General features: G+C 34.2%; 15 protein-coding genes and 1 pseudogene. 7 read left to right on the top strand and 9 right to left on the bottom strand.

Annotated features, from left to right (window positions below; genetic code table 11):
- Positions 1–410 precede the first annotated feature (410 nt).
- From VK90_RS06120 to VK90_RS06140, 5 genes are all read left to right on the top strand, one after another.
- Entirely contained in the window at positions 411–746 is a 336-nt protein-coding gene (locus VK90_RS06120; RefSeq protein ID WP_025148134.1) for an ArsR/SmtB family transcription factor, read from the top strand.
- Positions 747–776: 30 nt separating this feature from the next.
- Entirely contained in the window at positions 777–1,775 is a 999-nt protein-coding gene (locus tag VK90_RS06125; protein WP_048371277.1) for an NADP-dependent oxidoreductase, read from the top strand.
- Between the two features lie 191 nt (positions 1,776–1,966).
- A complete protein-coding gene (locus tag VK90_RS06130; protein ID WP_048371279.1) occupies positions 1,967–3,433 on the top strand; it encodes a protein adenylyltransferase SelO in 1,467 nt (488 codons plus the stop codon).
- 275 nt (positions 3,434–3,708) lie between these two features.
- Positions 3,709–4,803: a response regulator aspartate phosphatase gene (locus VK90_RS06135; RefSeq protein ID WP_048371281.1), complete on the top strand. Its 1,095-nt coding sequence runs from the start codon at positions 3,709–3,711 to the stop codon at positions 4,801–4,803.
- On the top strand, positions 4,803–5,012 hold the full coding sequence (locus VK90_RS06140; RefSeq protein ID WP_025148130.1) for a hypothetical protein: 210 nt from the start codon (positions 4,803–4,805) through the stop codon (positions 5,010–5,012). The genes VK90_RS06135 and VK90_RS06140 overlap by 1 nt, the downstream gene beginning before the upstream one ends.
- Before the next feature lie 46 nt (positions 5,013–5,058).
- Here the strand turns inward: VK90_RS06140 and VK90_RS30545 are convergent, their stop codons facing one another.
- The 6 genes from VK90_RS30545 to VK90_RS06165 form a co-directional block, all read right to left on the bottom strand.
- Positions 5,059–5,268: a hypothetical protein gene (locus VK90_RS30545; protein WP_081806652.1), complete on the bottom strand. Its 210-nt coding sequence runs from the start codon at positions 5,266–5,268 to the stop codon at positions 5,059–5,061.
- A gap of 200 nt (positions 5,269–5,468) precedes the next feature.
- Positions 5,469–6,074, bottom strand: coding sequence for an FMN-binding negative transcriptional regulator (locus tag VK90_RS06145; RefSeq protein WP_002172808.1), 606 nt, complete (start codon positions 6,072–6,074; stop codon positions 5,469–5,471).
- 189 nt (positions 6,075–6,263) lie between these two features.
- Complete coding sequence (locus VK90_RS06150; RefSeq protein ID WP_025148128.1) at positions 6,264–6,800, bottom strand: GrpB family protein; 537 nt, start codon at positions 6,798–6,800, stop codon at positions 6,264–6,266.
- A gap of 25 nt (positions 6,801–6,825) precedes the next feature.
- Positions 6,826–7,173 carry a DUF4260 domain-containing protein gene (locus VK90_RS06155; protein ID WP_048371285.1) on the bottom strand — a complete coding sequence of 116 codons (348 nt, stop codon included), beginning with the start codon at positions 7,171–7,173 and terminating at the stop codon, positions 6,826–6,828.
- 6 nt (positions 7,174–7,179) lie between these two features.
- Positions 7,180–8,571, bottom strand: a complete 1,392-nt coding sequence (locus VK90_RS06160) for an FAD-binding oxidoreductase (RefSeq protein ID WP_048371287.1) — start codon at positions 8,569–8,571, stop codon at positions 7,180–7,182.
- 132 nt (positions 8,572–8,703) lie between these two features.
- Complete coding sequence (locus tag VK90_RS06165) at positions 8,704–9,102, bottom strand: DUF2871 family protein (protein WP_025148126.1); 399 nt, start codon at positions 9,100–9,102, stop codon at positions 8,704–8,706.
- A gap of 255 nt (positions 9,103–9,357) precedes the next feature.
- Between VK90_RS06165 and VK90_RS06170 the strand changes: the two genes are divergently transcribed.
- Positions 9,358–9,861, top strand: a complete 504-nt coding sequence (locus tag VK90_RS06170) for a GNAT family N-acetyltransferase (RefSeq protein WP_048371288.1) — start codon at positions 9,358–9,360, stop codon at positions 9,859–9,861.
- Between the two features lie 32 nt (positions 9,862–9,893).
- Here VK90_RS06170 and colA read toward each other — a convergent pair whose 3' ends face one another.
- Positions 9,894–12,809: a collagenase ColA gene (gene colA, locus VK90_RS06175; protein ID WP_048371290.1), complete on the bottom strand. Its 2,916-nt coding sequence runs from the start codon at positions 12,807–12,809 to the stop codon at positions 9,894–9,896.
- A 192-nt stretch (positions 12,810–13,001) separates the two neighbouring features.
- Positions 13,002–13,094 (bottom strand): annotated as a pseudogene (locus VK90_RS29775) (MgtC/SapB family protein); the annotation flags it as partial.
- Between the two features lie 315 nt (positions 13,095–13,409).
- Here VK90_RS29775 and VK90_RS06180 point away from each other — a divergent pair.
- On the top strand, positions 13,410–13,928 hold the full coding sequence (locus VK90_RS06180; protein WP_048371292.1) for a GNAT family N-acetyltransferase: 519 nt from the start codon (positions 13,410–13,412) through the stop codon (positions 13,926–13,928).
- 56 nt (positions 13,929–13,984) lie between these two features.
- On the opposite strand, the gene VK90_RS06185 is transcribed toward VK90_RS06180, so the two are convergent.
- A complete protein-coding gene (locus VK90_RS06185; RefSeq protein WP_048371294.1) occupies positions 13,985–14,893 on the bottom strand; it encodes a VOC family protein in 909 nt (302 codons plus the stop codon).
- Positions 14,894–14,952: the final 59 nt, after the last annotated feature.

The raw sequence follows: 14,952 nt of genomic DNA on the forward strand, positions 1-14,952 counted from the left end.
TTGTATATGTATTAAAGGATAAAACAGAAGAACCTACTTTACGTCGAACTATTTTCTGACGTAGACATCGGAAATAATAAAAACATTATAAACGGTCGTAACCCTATAGGTCATATAGAGTTACGACCGTTTAATTGTTTCAGCAATACCTTCTCCTTTATAATTTTCACCGTCTATAGAAGACGTATTACTAGATCATTTTCTATTCTTTAAAACTTCATCCATTGTGGTATGTAAACCTTCTATTCCCTTTTCTATCCCCTATAATTTTCAACACATAAAATTTGATTCGTCTCGATTTTCTTTCTCAATATTGCATCGAATACATCAATCATGTAGCATTACCGTATCGATGTAATGGTTCATCATCTTAAACCTTTCGACTCATTATTGGAGGTAAAGTGATTTAAATGAATAAACAAGAACAATTAAATGTTATTAAAGAAGATTTTATTGATTGTCAAAAAGTATTAGTGGCAATTGGTGATGAAACACGTCAAGCTATTTTGTTAGTTCTAATGGAAACGGAATGTCAAACAGGATTACGTGTAGGAGAAATCACTAAACAAACACACCTTTCTCGACCAGCAGTATCACATCACCTTAAGATTTTACGAGAAGCCGGTATTATTTTAATGCGAAAAGAAGGTACAAAAAACTTTTATTATATTGATATACGTACAAAATTAGGTTTATTAAAAAATCTTGTATTAGATATTGAGAAGCTATTGCAAAACTTTTATTGAAAAAAGATACGGTATTCGGAGGTATAAGAAATGAAAGCAATGATAATTGATAAATATGAGAAAGTCCCAATGCGTATGACAGAGCTACCTACTCCTGAAATAAATGAGTATGAGGTGCTCGCGGAAATTCATGCAGCTAGTATTAACCCAATTGATTTTAAAATACGCGATGGAAAAGTGAAGATGTTACTTAAATATAAAATGCCTCTAACCCTCGGTAATGACTTTTCCGGTGTCATCGTGAAGGTTGGAGCAAAAGTGAATCGCTTTAAAGTTGGTGATGAAATATATGCACGTCCAAGAAAAGATAAGATCGGTACTTTTGCGGAATATATAGCCATCCATGAGGATGATATAGCCTTAAAACCTAAAAATTTAAGTTTTGAAGAAGCGGCGTCGATTCCACTCGTTGGCTTAACATCATATCAAGCATTACATGACATCATGCACTTACAAAAAGGGCAAAAGATTTTGATTCATGCTGGATCCGGTGGTGTTGGTACTTTCGCAATTCAGTTAGCAAAAATAATGGGTGCCACTGTTGCAACGACTGCTAGTGAAGCTGGTGCGAATTTAGTAAAGTCTCTTGGCACAGATAAAATTATTAATTACAAAACAGAGCAATTTGAAGATATATTAAAAAATTATGATGCGGTATTTGATACACTCGGCGGTACAACACTTGAAAAGTCATTCGATATTATAAAAAACGGAGGAAACATTGTTTCCGTTTCAGGAATACCGAATGCTCGATTCGGTAAAGAATTTGGTTCAGGATTTTTCAAAACACTCTTATTTTCATTAGCAAGCAAAAAACTTACTGCACTTGAAAAAAAGCATAATGCTCAATATTCATTTTTATTTATGAAGCCAAGTGGAGATCAATTACGTATTATTGCAAACTATATTGAATCTGGAAAAATCAAACCTGTAATCGATCGAGTTTTTCCTTTTGAAGATGCTCAAAAAGCAATGGAATATTCAGAGTCTGGAAGAGCAAAAGGAAAAATAATTGTAAAAATCAAATAATAACAAAAGCTCCATTTTAATCAATCTTTTTGAAAAATGGAGTTTTTGTATTTGCTGCTAAATAGACACAATGCACTGAAGTCCTTACAATAGATTTCAAGGGGAAATATCATATTATACTTTTCGTTAACTTTACAAAGAATACATAAGTACAAATACATAATTAAAAAATATAAAAAGGAGGAGATAAGATGACTAAAAATAATGAAGCTGGTTGGAATTTAGAAACTAGTTATGCTACATTACCACAATCATTTTATACAGAAATACCCCCAACTCCTGTAAGCTCACCGGAGTTAATTAAACTAAATCATTCATTAGCAATATCTCTTGGTTTTAATCCTGAGGAACTAAAAAAGGAAGCTGAAATTGCCATTCTCGCTGGTAATGCAATTCCAGAAGGAGCTCATCCACTAGCTCAAGCGTATGCTGGACACCAATTTGGCCATTTCAACATGTTAGGAGATGGTCGTGCTCTTTTAATCGGCGAACAAATTACTCCTTCAGGCGAACGTTTTGATATTCAGTTGAAAGGTTCTGGCCCTACTCCATATTCACGCCGTGGTGATGGCCGTGCTGCGCTCGGTCCTATGCTACGTGAGTATATTATTAGTGAAGCGATGTACGCACTTGATATTCCAACTACTCGCAGTTTAGCAGTAGTCTCAACTGGCGAACTAATCTATCGTGAAACAAAGTTACCTGGGGCGATTTTAACTAGGGTTGCAAGCAGTCATATACGTGTTGGAACATTCCAATACGCAGCAGCTCGCGGCTCAATCAAAGATCTCAAAGCTTTAGCTGATTATACGATAAAAAGACATTATCCAGAAGTTGAATCTCATGAAAATCCATACGTTTCATTATTACAAGAAGTTATTAAAAAACAAGCAAGCCTTATCGCAAAATGGCAGCTCGTCGGCTTCATTCACGGCGTAATGAACACTGACAATATAACGATTAGCGGTGAAACGATTGATTATGGTCCTTGTGCATTTATGGACAGTTATGACCAAGGAACAGTCTTTAGCTCTATTGACACACAAGGCCGCTATGCATATGGAAATCAACCATATATGGCTGCCTGGGATCTCGCTCGTTTAGCTGAATCTTTAATACCGATATTACACGATGATGAAGAAGAAGCACTAAAAATTGCACAAGATGAAATTTCAAAATTTAGCGTGCAGTACGAAAACAATTGGTTCCTCGGCATGAAGAAGAAATTAGGACTATTTAGCAACGAGGAACAAGATCAACCACTTATTGAGAAACTTTTAAAAGCGATGGAAAAATATAAAGCAGATTATACAAATACATTCCGTGCATTAACTGACAACACATTAGAAAATGCACCTTTATTTGAAAGTCCTGAATTTAAAGAGTGGCACGAGCTATGGCAATCTCGATTAGAAAGACAAAAAGAATCAAAAGATGATGCCTACAAGCTGATGAAAAATACCAACCCAGTAATCATCCCTCGAAACCACCGAGTAGAAGAAGCACTAGAAGCAGCCGTTAAAGATGGAGACTATAGCGTAATGGAGAAACTTCTTCAAGCTTTATCAAATCCTTATGAATATTCTCCAGAACACGTGGATTACTGCACGCCTCCAGCACCGACAAATCGCCCTTATCGAACTTTTTGTGGGACGTGATTGTTTAATATGTAAAAAGGTGTGTTCATACAAATTGTGTGAACACACCTTTTTTATACATTCCCCTTTCAAAAAGATGCACTAAAGCATCTTATTTTATCCTTACTATATTTCACTATCCACTTCCTTAAACTAAAAATCAAAACTAACTTTATTCCAATTGGTTTAATAATAAATCCACTAAACAAATGTTGAGAAATATAAAACCTCATTTCTAAATATTGTTATTTTTGATATTGTATTTTATAAGAATATTCAAAAAGCGAGGGGATTTCATGAACGTTCAACTACAAGGTAATGAACAAGTTACAAAACTATTTAATGATTGGTATAGAGCTATATTACAACATCAAACTATCCATGCAACAAAACTAAAAAAAGATATCGAGGATAGAATCTCTAGTTCAGAAGAAGATACAAACCTGCAATTATATTATTCACTTTTTAACTTTAGATATACTGTTTTAACAGATGGTTTAAATATCAATAAAGATGCTTTTAATAAAATTGATTCTTTCCCACTTCCAGAGAAGGGCCTACTTTCTTATTATTATCATTTTTTCAAAGCCATTCACAATACGATTATTGGAGACTATAATACAGCAAAACACCTCTTCGAGAAAGCTAAGAAGCTGTTAATCCACATATCTGACGAATTAGAGAAGGCTGAATTTAACTACCGTTTAGCTTCCTATTATTATCAAACATATCAACCACTAGTAGCAATTCAAACTGTAAATGAAGCTAAAGAGATTTTTTCAAAACATATAAACCATGAAATTAATGTAGCTTTATGTGATAACATTTTTGGTTTATCTTGTATAGATTTAAAACAATTTGAACAAGCAGAAATTAGACTCGATTCAGCATTAAATATTCTACAGAAATATTCAGAAGAGACTTTATCATTGAGAGTGAGACACAATTTAGCTTGGTTATATGCAAGTCAAAATCTTTCAGAGTTAGCAATGCGACATATTTCAGAGGTTACAACAAAAAAACCAAATCATTTTAAAGCACTTTTTATTGAAGCGCGTGAATACTACAAACTAGGAGAATATGCCCAAGCTAAAGGATTTATAGAAAAAGGATTAAGTATCTCTAATAAATTAGAAAACAAAGAATTTCAACATCGTTTCATGATTTTACAAGCATTAAATAATAAAACTCCTATTAATGATTTAGAAATGATAATTTTGGAAGGAATTTCTTACTTTAAAATAGAAAACCTTTGGGAGTGTATACAAGAATACACCGATGTTCTAGCAAATATATTTTATGAAAATGAAGACCATATAAAAGCTAGTAAATATTTTCACATGGCCAATCAAGCAAGAAAAAAACATGAAGAAAAAGGAGCTTTGCTATAATGAAAAAAATCAAATTGAGCATCATAGGCTTAGCTGTTATGGGCATCTCAACTCTTGGGTTAGGTTATACTTCCGAAATACCAATAACACAGCAAGGATATGTTGCATTGAATATTGGGGACACCCCCGCACCACAACGGCCTGATTTTTTCAAATCCGTTGACGTAAGTAAAGACTACAACTCAACAACAACTGAAAAATCACTTTAAAAAACGAAAGACCTTCAATTAAGAAGGTCTTTTTAAATACGTTCATTTAGTTAATGTAATCGAATATTTTTTCATAGCCAAATGGTAGTACAAATGAAACTAAACAGCCTATCACAATTGAAGCACCGGATAAAAGAATAAATTTCCGAAAAGATATATCATTCCTCTTGTACCCGGTAAAACAAGCTTTTATTATAACAAAAACAGTCATCATTATGATAATAGCTGAAAAAGCGGCGACTAAAAAGACTTCCAGTTTGTACCCCCTTATAGAATATTCTAAACATAACTTTACCGTTTATATGAATAATAAAACAGATAGATATTTTATAATATAAGGTTTTCCATATACCTCCGACAGGGTTCGAACCGGCGCTCTTAGGCATTTTTTATTTCAAATAAAATATATTTCTACAAAATAAAATCATCCCTTTATTTCATATGAAATCCACTTTCTTACTCTATTTCTTTCATCAAATCAGAAATCCCCCTACTCCCCTCATCACCAACCTTCTCAAGTTCTTCTATAACTAGTCCTCGTCTCTCTAGAGAATGATTTTGACTTAACTTCGCTTTTCCTTCTATTTTATTAATCTTTATCTTAAAACCAACTATCCCCCTACTTAATCCTTCCACATAATTCGGATCTACCTCATTCAGCGAGTAGGTGCTCTTTGGATTTTCATATTTATGTACTAAATCTTGAAGAGAATCTATTAATTCTTGTTCATCTTCAACAGTTTCTAATTCACCATATACATGCACCGCAACATAGTTCCATGTTGGTACTGCTTTATTTGTTTCATACCATGACGGAGAAATGTAGCTATGCGGCCCTTGAAATACAGCTAGCACTTGTTGATTCCCACTATCTTTCCACTGCTCATTTTGGCGTGCAAAATGCCCGTATAAAGTAAGTGTTTCCCTATTTAACAATAACGGCAAATGTGTTGCGTATGGTGCTCCGTTATGCTGAGAAAATAAAGTTGCAAAGCTATTTTGTTCAATAATTTCGTACTTCGTCTCTTCATCTTGTATAGCGAAATGCTTAGGTATGTACATAAACTCCCTCTTTTCTTATCTTCTTATTTCCCATTATATTTATGAGATTTATTATTCAACAGGGGCAGATTGTAATTGTTTTATAAGGTCAGTGCTTATAGAGCAAAACCTCTGTTTCAAAAATAATAGGTGGCATAATATGATTTCTGCCACCTTAGTCAACTTTTTTATTGATACAAACTCCTTTATTTAACTATCCTTCTTAGCTTTTTCTAATACACCTTTAATAAATTCCGTCTTACCTAAACTATAACTCGCTCGATCTTTCATAGTTGCTGCTAATTCTCTCTTTAACTGTCCATATTCGATAATAGCATTAGAATTTTCACGAAGATAATCCCGAAACGCTACATGTCTTCTTAACTCTTCACTATCCTTATCGCATACATATAAATGATGTTCCATCCAAATGGCATTCTTTCCATCCCTCGGAACATATTGATCCTTTCTCCCAAAAGCTTCTCTCCCCTTAAAACTCCACTCTTTTTGATGAAAATACCCTATCTTTTCAAGTTTCTTTATTATTTTAGGAAAAACATCATAATTTTCTATTACAACATCGATATCTAATATCGGTTTAGAAGCAAGACCTTTAACAGATGTACTCCCAACGTGCTCTATAGAAAAAATGAGTTCTCCCATTACGTTATTAAGAAACGTCTGTAATTTACAAAATTCACTTTCCCATTGTGTATTATATTTCTCAACAGTAATAAATCGTTTCAATTGCCCCATCCTTCTCAAATCACTTTTATAACCTCTGAATATGAGTGTCCTTAAAATCCGTCTCATACTTCAATCCATACCCAAGCATTCGATCCATCCCAATATGTGCTGTCCATATTAAACCGACCATTAAAATTGAATCCATCTTAAAATAGACCCCTATTAAAACAAGTAATATGGATATGATATATGTGTGAAATAGATTATAAATTTGTGCACCGACACGATTGTTTATAGCGTACGCTATCATTGCTAAATCAGGCGCCAAAAGTAATACGATAAATAATAACCAACTAAATCCACATAATGCATATATATAAATAGCAGCTAATAAAACGACCAATCCTTCAAGATGTATAATTCGTTTCTCCAAATTTCATCATCCCTTATCTTTTAGCTTAAAAACTTTATTTGGATTCAAAATATTTTGCGGATCAAGAGCTTTCTTTATTTTCTCCATTACCAATAATGCCGCACCATGTTCTTCTTCTTGATACTTTAGTTTTCCTATTCCAACGCCATGCTCTCCCGTACACGTTCCACCACGTTTAAGAGCATACAGTACGATACTTTCGTTTATTTCGTCCGCCTTTTTCACTTCATCTTTATCGTTCGGATCAACCATTAAGAGCACGTGAAAATTCCCGTCTCCTACATGGCCAAGAATACCACCAACAAGACTAACTTTATCTAATGTCTCTTTCGCATGTTGTATTGCGCCAGCTAATTCAGAAATTGGTAAACAAACATCCGTACTCATTAGCTTTTTACCAGGATAACTATGAACGTAAGAGTATGCTAAGTTATGTCTTGCATCCCATAATTTATTTCTCGCCGCTGTTTCAGTTTCAAAAGCAACTTCTCTACACTTATGATCAAAAACAATTTCTTTCGTAAATTCAATATCTTGTTTTAGCCCTGCTTCATTGCCATGAAACTCTATAAATAGCGTTGGTTCTTCTCTATAATTTGTTTCGCTGTAATGGTTTACTTGTTTCATAGATAATTCATCAACAAGCTCGATTCTCGCAATTGGAATGCCAGCTTGCAATATATTTATAACAGCTTCTACTGCATCATTTATAGATGGAAACGACGCTCTCGCAGCCATAACATGTTCTGGTATGCCGTATACTTTTAATGTTAGCTCTGTAAAGCATCCAAGCGTGCCTTCCGATCCTACAAAAATACCATTTAAATGATAACCTGATGATGACTTCGCCGCTAAATTTCCAGTATGTATCACTTGTCCATCAGCAAGAACTACTTCTAAATCACGAACTTGATCACGCATAACACCATATTTCACTGCTGTCGTTCCGCTCGCATTCGTAGCAGCCATTCCTCCTAATGTTGCATCTGCTCCAGGATCCACACTAAAAAACAGACCATACTTTTTCAATTCTTTATTAAGCTGAGAACGAGTCACTCCCGGTTGTACTTTCACAAGAAAATCTTTCTCTCTTATTTCAAGTATTTTGTTCATTAATGAAAAATCAACCGTAATCCCCTTTTCATAAGGAATTATATGCCCCTCTAAACTGGAACCTACTCCAAATGGAACGACAGCCTTTCCATGCTGACTCGCTACTTTCATTATCTCTCTAACCTCTTCGGTCGTTTTTGGAAACACAACTACATCAGGTAAACTACTAGCATGGTAAGATTCATCTTTACTATGTAACTCTCTTACTGTCGTATTAACAACTACTCGATCTTCTGGAAGTACATCCTTTAATTCATTTACTAAATGTTCAATTGTTATTTCCATAACGAGCTCCCCTTTTATATTATTTACTTCACAATAATTATACCATTTTTATACATAATAATCAGAATAGTAAGTTTACGTTACTTGTACATAAAAAAGAACTTGCAGCATACGCTACAAGTTCTTTTTTAACTACATTTTAAATGACTTCTTTATTAAAAGCATAAACCAAATTAATGTGAATGCCATCATCGAATGAGAGAATCCTACAATATAAGTTAATCCTTTAAAGTCCGCTCCATTTAGCTGAAGAAGTCCTCTCGCTGCCAGCGAACCTAACATTAAAGTTAATGCGATGTTATGTAAAACAAACCATTTATTAAATCCTTTCACTTCATGAAACGCGAATACTTTTGCTAATCCTAAAGCAATTAAAAAGAAGAAAAAGCCAAGCACAAGCGTGTGTGTGTGCAAAAGATTTAATAGTGTAGATCCTAAAATCCCTTTATATTTTCCATACTCTCTAGCGAATATTCCCGATAGTAAACCTATAATTAAATAAGTAAACGATGCATTATATAATTTCTTCATTATATACCTCCTTAAGTAGAATGTGTAGTGTGTCATATTTAGTAATAATGATAGTTATATAGTAAAAACTCCTAGTTTCCTAGGAGTCATTGTATAAGCATCTCACTCTTTCCAGTTAATTTTAATTATAAAATATCCTTTTATACAAAACAATCGAATTTTATGTGAACAAGTAGAACTCAATTAAAATAACTTGCACTTTTGTTTTGCACAATCCATACTAATTGTTATAACTTTTAAAGGTGGTGCAATAGATTGATAGTTCGTGAAACTGAACGCCTCATTCTTCGCTGGTTCGATGTTAAAGATGCTTCATTTATTTTCGAGTTAGTAAACGATCCTGCATGGATTCAGTTTATCGGTGATAAAGGGGTTAGAAACTTAGAAGATGCAACAAATTATATTTTAAACGGTCCAGTCGATATGTATAACAAAATTGGCTTTGGCCTTTACTTAGTAGAACGAAAAGAAGATCTCACTCCACTTGGTATGTGTGGTCTTATTAAAAGAGATTCACTAGAAGATGTTGATATCGGGTTTGCCTTTTTAGAAAAATTCCGTTCGAAAGGATATGGCTATGAGTCAGCTTCTGCGGTAATGGAATACGGGAAAAATGAGCTGGGTCTTAAACGAATTGTAGCAATTACTTCTATAGATAACGCTGATTCAGGAAAGCTTTTAGAAAAAGTAGGATTGCGATTTGAGAAAATTATTTCAGGATCTGGAGAAGATTTAAAATTATTTGGGTATAACGCGTAATAAAAAGGTCGCCATTCATGGCGACCTTTTTACTATTTCACTTCTACCGTATAATTCCCTGATCCCCCACCATATTGATATACATGAAAATAATACTTCCCTGGATACGTATAATAACTACCTACTAATTTATTTCCTTGCGGCTGAGCATACGTAACATAATTATTTAAATCTGCTTCTGAATAAAGAACCCAGTTTACTCCGATATTATTTTCCTTCGTTACATTAATTTGAAGGTTTTTCGCAGTTTCTATATTTATTTCAAAGTAATCACTTGTATCACCGTTTCCTAAACTAGCGCGTAGCAATTGATTTAACTGTAGTTTGTTCGCTGTTTTAAATGAATTATTTGGCTCTTGTTCTACACTGTTATCTTCTTTCTTTTGAACTGTTACACTCGTTGTAGCACTAGTAGCTGTTCCTTTATCGTCTGTTACTGTTAATTTTGCCGTATATGTTCCTTCTTTTGTATATACGTGAGTTGGATTTTGTTCACTACTTACAGTACCATCGCCAAACTCCCATTTATAAGAAGCAATTTTCCCATCTTCATCTTTTGATCCATCGCTTTTAAACGAGATTGCTTCGTTCACATTTCCGCTATACGGACCATTTATAATCGCAACTGGCGCTTTATTCACTGCACCTTCTTCTGTATTAATGCCGTGGAATACAACATCATATTCAAATTGCCCTGATGCATTCACACGATAATTCACAAAGTAAGCTGTTACTGTTTTATAGCCTGTCCATTCTTTTGCACTTAAACGTTTTAACGTATCATTAACGTTTTGCGTCATTGTTTTCCAGTCTTCATATTCTCCTTTCGCTGCACCTCCTGTATATGTTCCTTGCAGTGTAAATGTATTAAAGAACTGTGATTTATTTTTCTTTACCGATACATTATTTAAATTTGCTTCCGCTGTAATTTCGGCCGCAATATCTGAAACTGGTTTTGGTGCATGAGTCGCTAAATAATCATCTGATACTAATGGAACGTTATATTTCTCACGATTATCTATTAACATTTGCATATAGTCTTGATACTCTTTGTTTAAATTCGCATCTTTACTTAAAGCAGACCGGTATGCATCATATGCTGTAACATCATTTTTCCTAATAAAATCATGAATTTTATCAAACATATCATATCTCTTATTGTACATATACGATTGTAAAGCAAAGGAATAATTATAGAAATCCCACGTTCCATACTTCGCATATAACGTTCGTTCTGCCGTATAACGTTCTGCTGGATTTGAAGATAATCCTCCTATCATGCTCTTTCTCGGTACAACATTATCCGTTCTCGTTGCGCCTGCAAAAAACTCAGCATTCCCTTCTTCAAACCAAGAAAGTCTCTCATTTTCATAAAACTTACCTTGTCCCCAAAGTCCTGGCACTTCATATCTACCTTGTAAATAATGCGTGAACTCATGTCGGAACAATTCTTCTAAACTATATATACTCTCTTGTGGTGTACGTTCATAAGTAAAGAACGTTCCTGTTCCTTCTATATAAATGCCACCATTATTTGTTTCATATCCGTATAATTGACGATTAAATTGATATTCAGCTGGGCTATTATAAATAACCATCGTTAATACATCATCTGGATTCCCTTTTTCTAAAGGTTGGTCACTTTCAACCGTACGATGGAATTGTGCCTTCACTTCTTTTGCTGCCCAATATAAACGTTTTACTTTTTCCTCAGTCACTTTATCCCCAGCTTTTAAAACAATTGCACCATCATCAAACGTATACGTTTTCGGCAAATACTTTTTCTTACCATCTTCTCGTATTTGATCTAAATTAACAACGTTACCATTTGCATCTTTCCCATCATAATTCGTCGTAATTTGCTCCGCCGCCACGAAATATTGCTCACCTAAATACGGATATATTTTCATCGCATCCGTTACTACTTGTAATCCTTTCGTCTCTGTACTATGGAACGTTCCTAGTCTACCTGTATAATAAATTCCATTATTAATAAGCCATCCGTTTTTCGCTGTAACTGTTCCCATTAACGCAAATCTACTTAACTCATTAATATAACTATCTATTTTTTGATACCACATTGTATCTTTCGGTGCTTTATTCGTATCGTACAAATACGATTGAATATCATAATCGACACCTTGCATAATATCGTAAATCGCATTTCCAGCTGAAAGATTATCTACCAAAGTAGAAAAATTATCATTATATTGTTTAAAAATCTTCGCAGCCGATGTTACCGTTTCCACATCACTAGAAGCGTTTCCTATTAATTTTCCGTATGATGATACAACCCTATTTTGTTCTAACGTACCGAGGTTGAAATTCGGGTTGTTTGCAATCGTTTTCAATGCAGGTAAGCACTTATCATGATAGCTTCGTTCATTAAGTTTACTTAATTCTTCATTATAAAAACCTAAATAAAATCCAGAGCGTAATACCTCTACTAACGTTTCAATCCCTTTTGAATCATCCTTCGTATAAGCTTGTCCTTGCTGCTTCAATTTATCAATAATCGCCTGCATCCTACTATCATTTTGATAGAATGCAAGGCTGTCCTTATTAAACTGAAATAGCCCCGTAATTTGCTCCCAATTAATAGTTACAAGCACATCTACTAACTGCTGATTGCTTAATTGATTCAACTCAGCAATTGTATATGTTTTTGCTGCCGCTAATTGCTTACTTTCTTTTTTTACTTCTGGTGGTCTTTGCGATAAATCAGCTAATTGTAGCCTTTTCTCAAACGATTTGTTTTCTAACACTTTGGATGAATGCGCTAACTCTTGCGCCGGCAATTGTACACCAACCGGCTCCATTTTGAGCACATTTCGATAAGAAACTTGCTCTCCCTTAGTATCCTCTGCCAATATGTTCCCTTGAAAACTACCTAACATTAAACTAGCAAAACTTACCCCTACTAACACTTTTTTTGAATAGCCTTTCATACTCTCCCCTACCTTACATTTTTTTGTGTCCCATATAATTATTTTACTATTCTGATTATTTATCCTGCATTGAGAAAAAATAAGAAAACGCTTACAAATGTATCTATCCAAAGTGAAATTTAATCTTGACTTCCCATGCGATTCATGTCAAAAAAGGATAAATAATAGCGAAATTTCTACTATTACTTATCCCTTTTTTGAACGAATTGCTCTTTCAATACCAATCATTGCTCCTAACAAACCAGCAACACCGATTCATATAATAAAATCAATATCTAAACTCACGAGCACTTCCCCCTTTTATTCATTTTAGAGAGATAAAACAAAAATTATCACATGTATCTATCCATCGATATAAAAGCATTTTATTAAAATATATTTAATATTCCAGTTATTTTATGTTAATATTTTAAATATTAACATAAAATAAAAAACAACCTACTTTTTATACGAAAAACTTTAATTTTTAAAGCCAAACTAATTTTCATTTAAAAACGGAATGTGGATTGCATAAAATGAGGTTGAGAAAGTCAGAAAACGCTTTCATTTCATGCCGCAATTTTTGTGAAATAAAGCATAAATAAAAGGAGCTTACTAACAATGAACGTCTCTTTAATTACACCTACTACTGATTTACAAGAAGAATACTTAGAGTTTTATAACGAATGGAAAGATAGCGGTGAAACGATGATTCCATGGGTTATTTCAAAAGACCCTTCTAACTTCCCAGCTATGATTCAAGAATTACTCGATGCACATAACGGAATAAATATTCCTGAAACTTGGGTACCAGATTCTACTTATTGGCTCGTGACAGATGAAAATAGAGTTGTAGGAGTTGTTAATATACGTCATAGTTTAACTGATCATCTATTTAACGCTGGTGGTCATATCGGTTATGGCATTCGCCCTTCTGAAAGAAGAAAAGGTTATGCTACGAAGTTACTAGAGTTATCACTAGAAAAAACGAAAGAATTAGACATCACGAAAGTACTTGTCGTTTGCGACGAAGTGAATACTGCTTCAGAAAAAACGATTTTACATAACGACGGTCTCCGTGATGAAGATTTTACTGAAGAAGATGGAAATGTTGTAAGAAGGTATTGGATTGAGCTATGAATAGTTCATCAAAAAAGAAACCAGAAAGTGATTAAAATACCACTTTCTGGTTTCTTTTATACTACTTCTATTTCAAACTGTACTGTAATACCACTCGGATCTATTACCGTAAATCCATTTGTAGTTTCATTTATTTCATGTTGTTTTTCTATTAATCTTTCTTTCACTTCATCTAAAGCTTCTTTATGCGGTAATACAATCGTATACACCTTTAATCCAGTTGCATGTGCTGGTGGGTGCGGGTTATTTACCCCATTCCACGTATTTGCACCAATATGATGATGATAACCACCTGCCGAAATAAATAAGCAATCATCTTCATGCTGCTGTACTTCAAAACCTACTGTTTCTACATAAAACTCATGTGATTTCTCTACATCAGTTATTCGTAAATGTACGTGTCCAACGACAGTATCAGCAGGTAATCCACCAAACTCATAATCAACGAGCGTTGCCAGTTCTTTTAAGTCAAGCGGCGTACTTCCTCCTGGTCCCTCTCCCCATTGATCTCGCGGACGGTCTGCATAAATCTCGATACCATTCCCCTCTAAATCTTGTAAATAAAACGCCTCACTATACGTATGATCACTTGCGCTATTAAATCTTGAAATTGGTAAAATTTCATTTGAATATGTATAACGCCCTTCTTGTTCAGCTGGACTATCAATTACGTTCTTATTACGAATCACACCAAAAAGCGCTGAAGCAAAAGCTTCACGAGTCGGAACTAAAAAGGCAACGTGATATATACCCGTCGTACGCGGTTCTTGCAGCGCTGCATCTTCCAACTGCTCAAGAACAAGTAACGTATTCTTACCACCTTTTCCTGCTAAATATGCTTTATTCCCCTCTTGCTTAATTACTTCTAACCCTACTACATTCTCATAAAAAGTAATTTGACGCTCTAAATCTTTTACTTTAAATTCGACATGACCAATACGTGTTTTCGGATGAATTTGTACCATGAATAACTTCCTCTCCAGTTCCCCTTTAGTTTTTTATATAAGTTGATAGGCAATAGCCG

It is taken from the genome of Bacillus sp. LK2 (assembly GCF_001043575.1).
Taxonomy (GTDB): Bacteria; Bacillota; Bacilli; order Bacillales; family Bacillaceae_G; genus Bacillus_A; species Bacillus_A paramycoides.

Excerpts from the sequence above, each read along its gene's own strand:
- VK90_RS06120 (WP_025148134.1), top strand. The coding sequence starts at position 411 with ATGAATAAACAAGAACAATTAAATGTTATTAAAGAAGATTTTATTGAT.
- VK90_RS06125 (WP_048371277.1), top strand. The coding sequence starts at position 777 with ATGAAAGCAATGATAATTGATAAATATGAGAAAGTCCCAATGCGTATG.
- VK90_RS06130 (WP_048371279.1), top strand. The coding sequence starts at position 1,967 with ATGACTAAAAATAATGAAGCTGGTTGGAATTTAGAAACTAGTTATGCT.
- VK90_RS06135 (WP_048371281.1), top strand. The coding sequence starts at position 3,709 with ATGAACGTTCAACTACAAGGTAATGAACAAGTTACAAAACTATTTAAT.
- VK90_RS06140 (WP_025148130.1), top strand. The coding sequence starts at position 4,803 with ATGAAAAAAATCAAATTGAGCATCATAGGCTTAGCTGTTATGGGCATC.
- VK90_RS06145 (WP_002172808.1), bottom strand. The coding sequence starts at position 6,074 with ATGTACATACCTAAGCATTTCGCTATACAAGATGAAGAGACGAAGTAC.
- VK90_RS06160 (WP_048371287.1), bottom strand. The coding sequence starts at position 8,571 with ATGGAAATAACAATTGAACATTTAGTAAATGAATTAAAGGATGTACTT.
- VK90_RS06165 (WP_025148126.1), bottom strand. The coding sequence starts at position 9,102 with ATGAAGAAATTATATAATGCATCGTTTACTTATTTAATTATAGGTTTA.
- colA (WP_048371290.1), bottom strand. The coding sequence starts at position 12,809 with ATGAAAGGCTATTCAAAAAAAGTGTTAGTAGGGGTAAGTTTTGCTAGT.
- VK90_RS06180 (WP_048371292.1), top strand. The coding sequence starts at position 13,410 with ATGAACGTCTCTTTAATTACACCTACTACTGATTTACAAGAAGAATAC.
- VK90_RS06185 (WP_048371294.1), bottom strand. The coding sequence starts at position 14,893 with ATGGTACAAATTCATCCGAAAACACGTATTGGTCATGTCGAATTTAAA.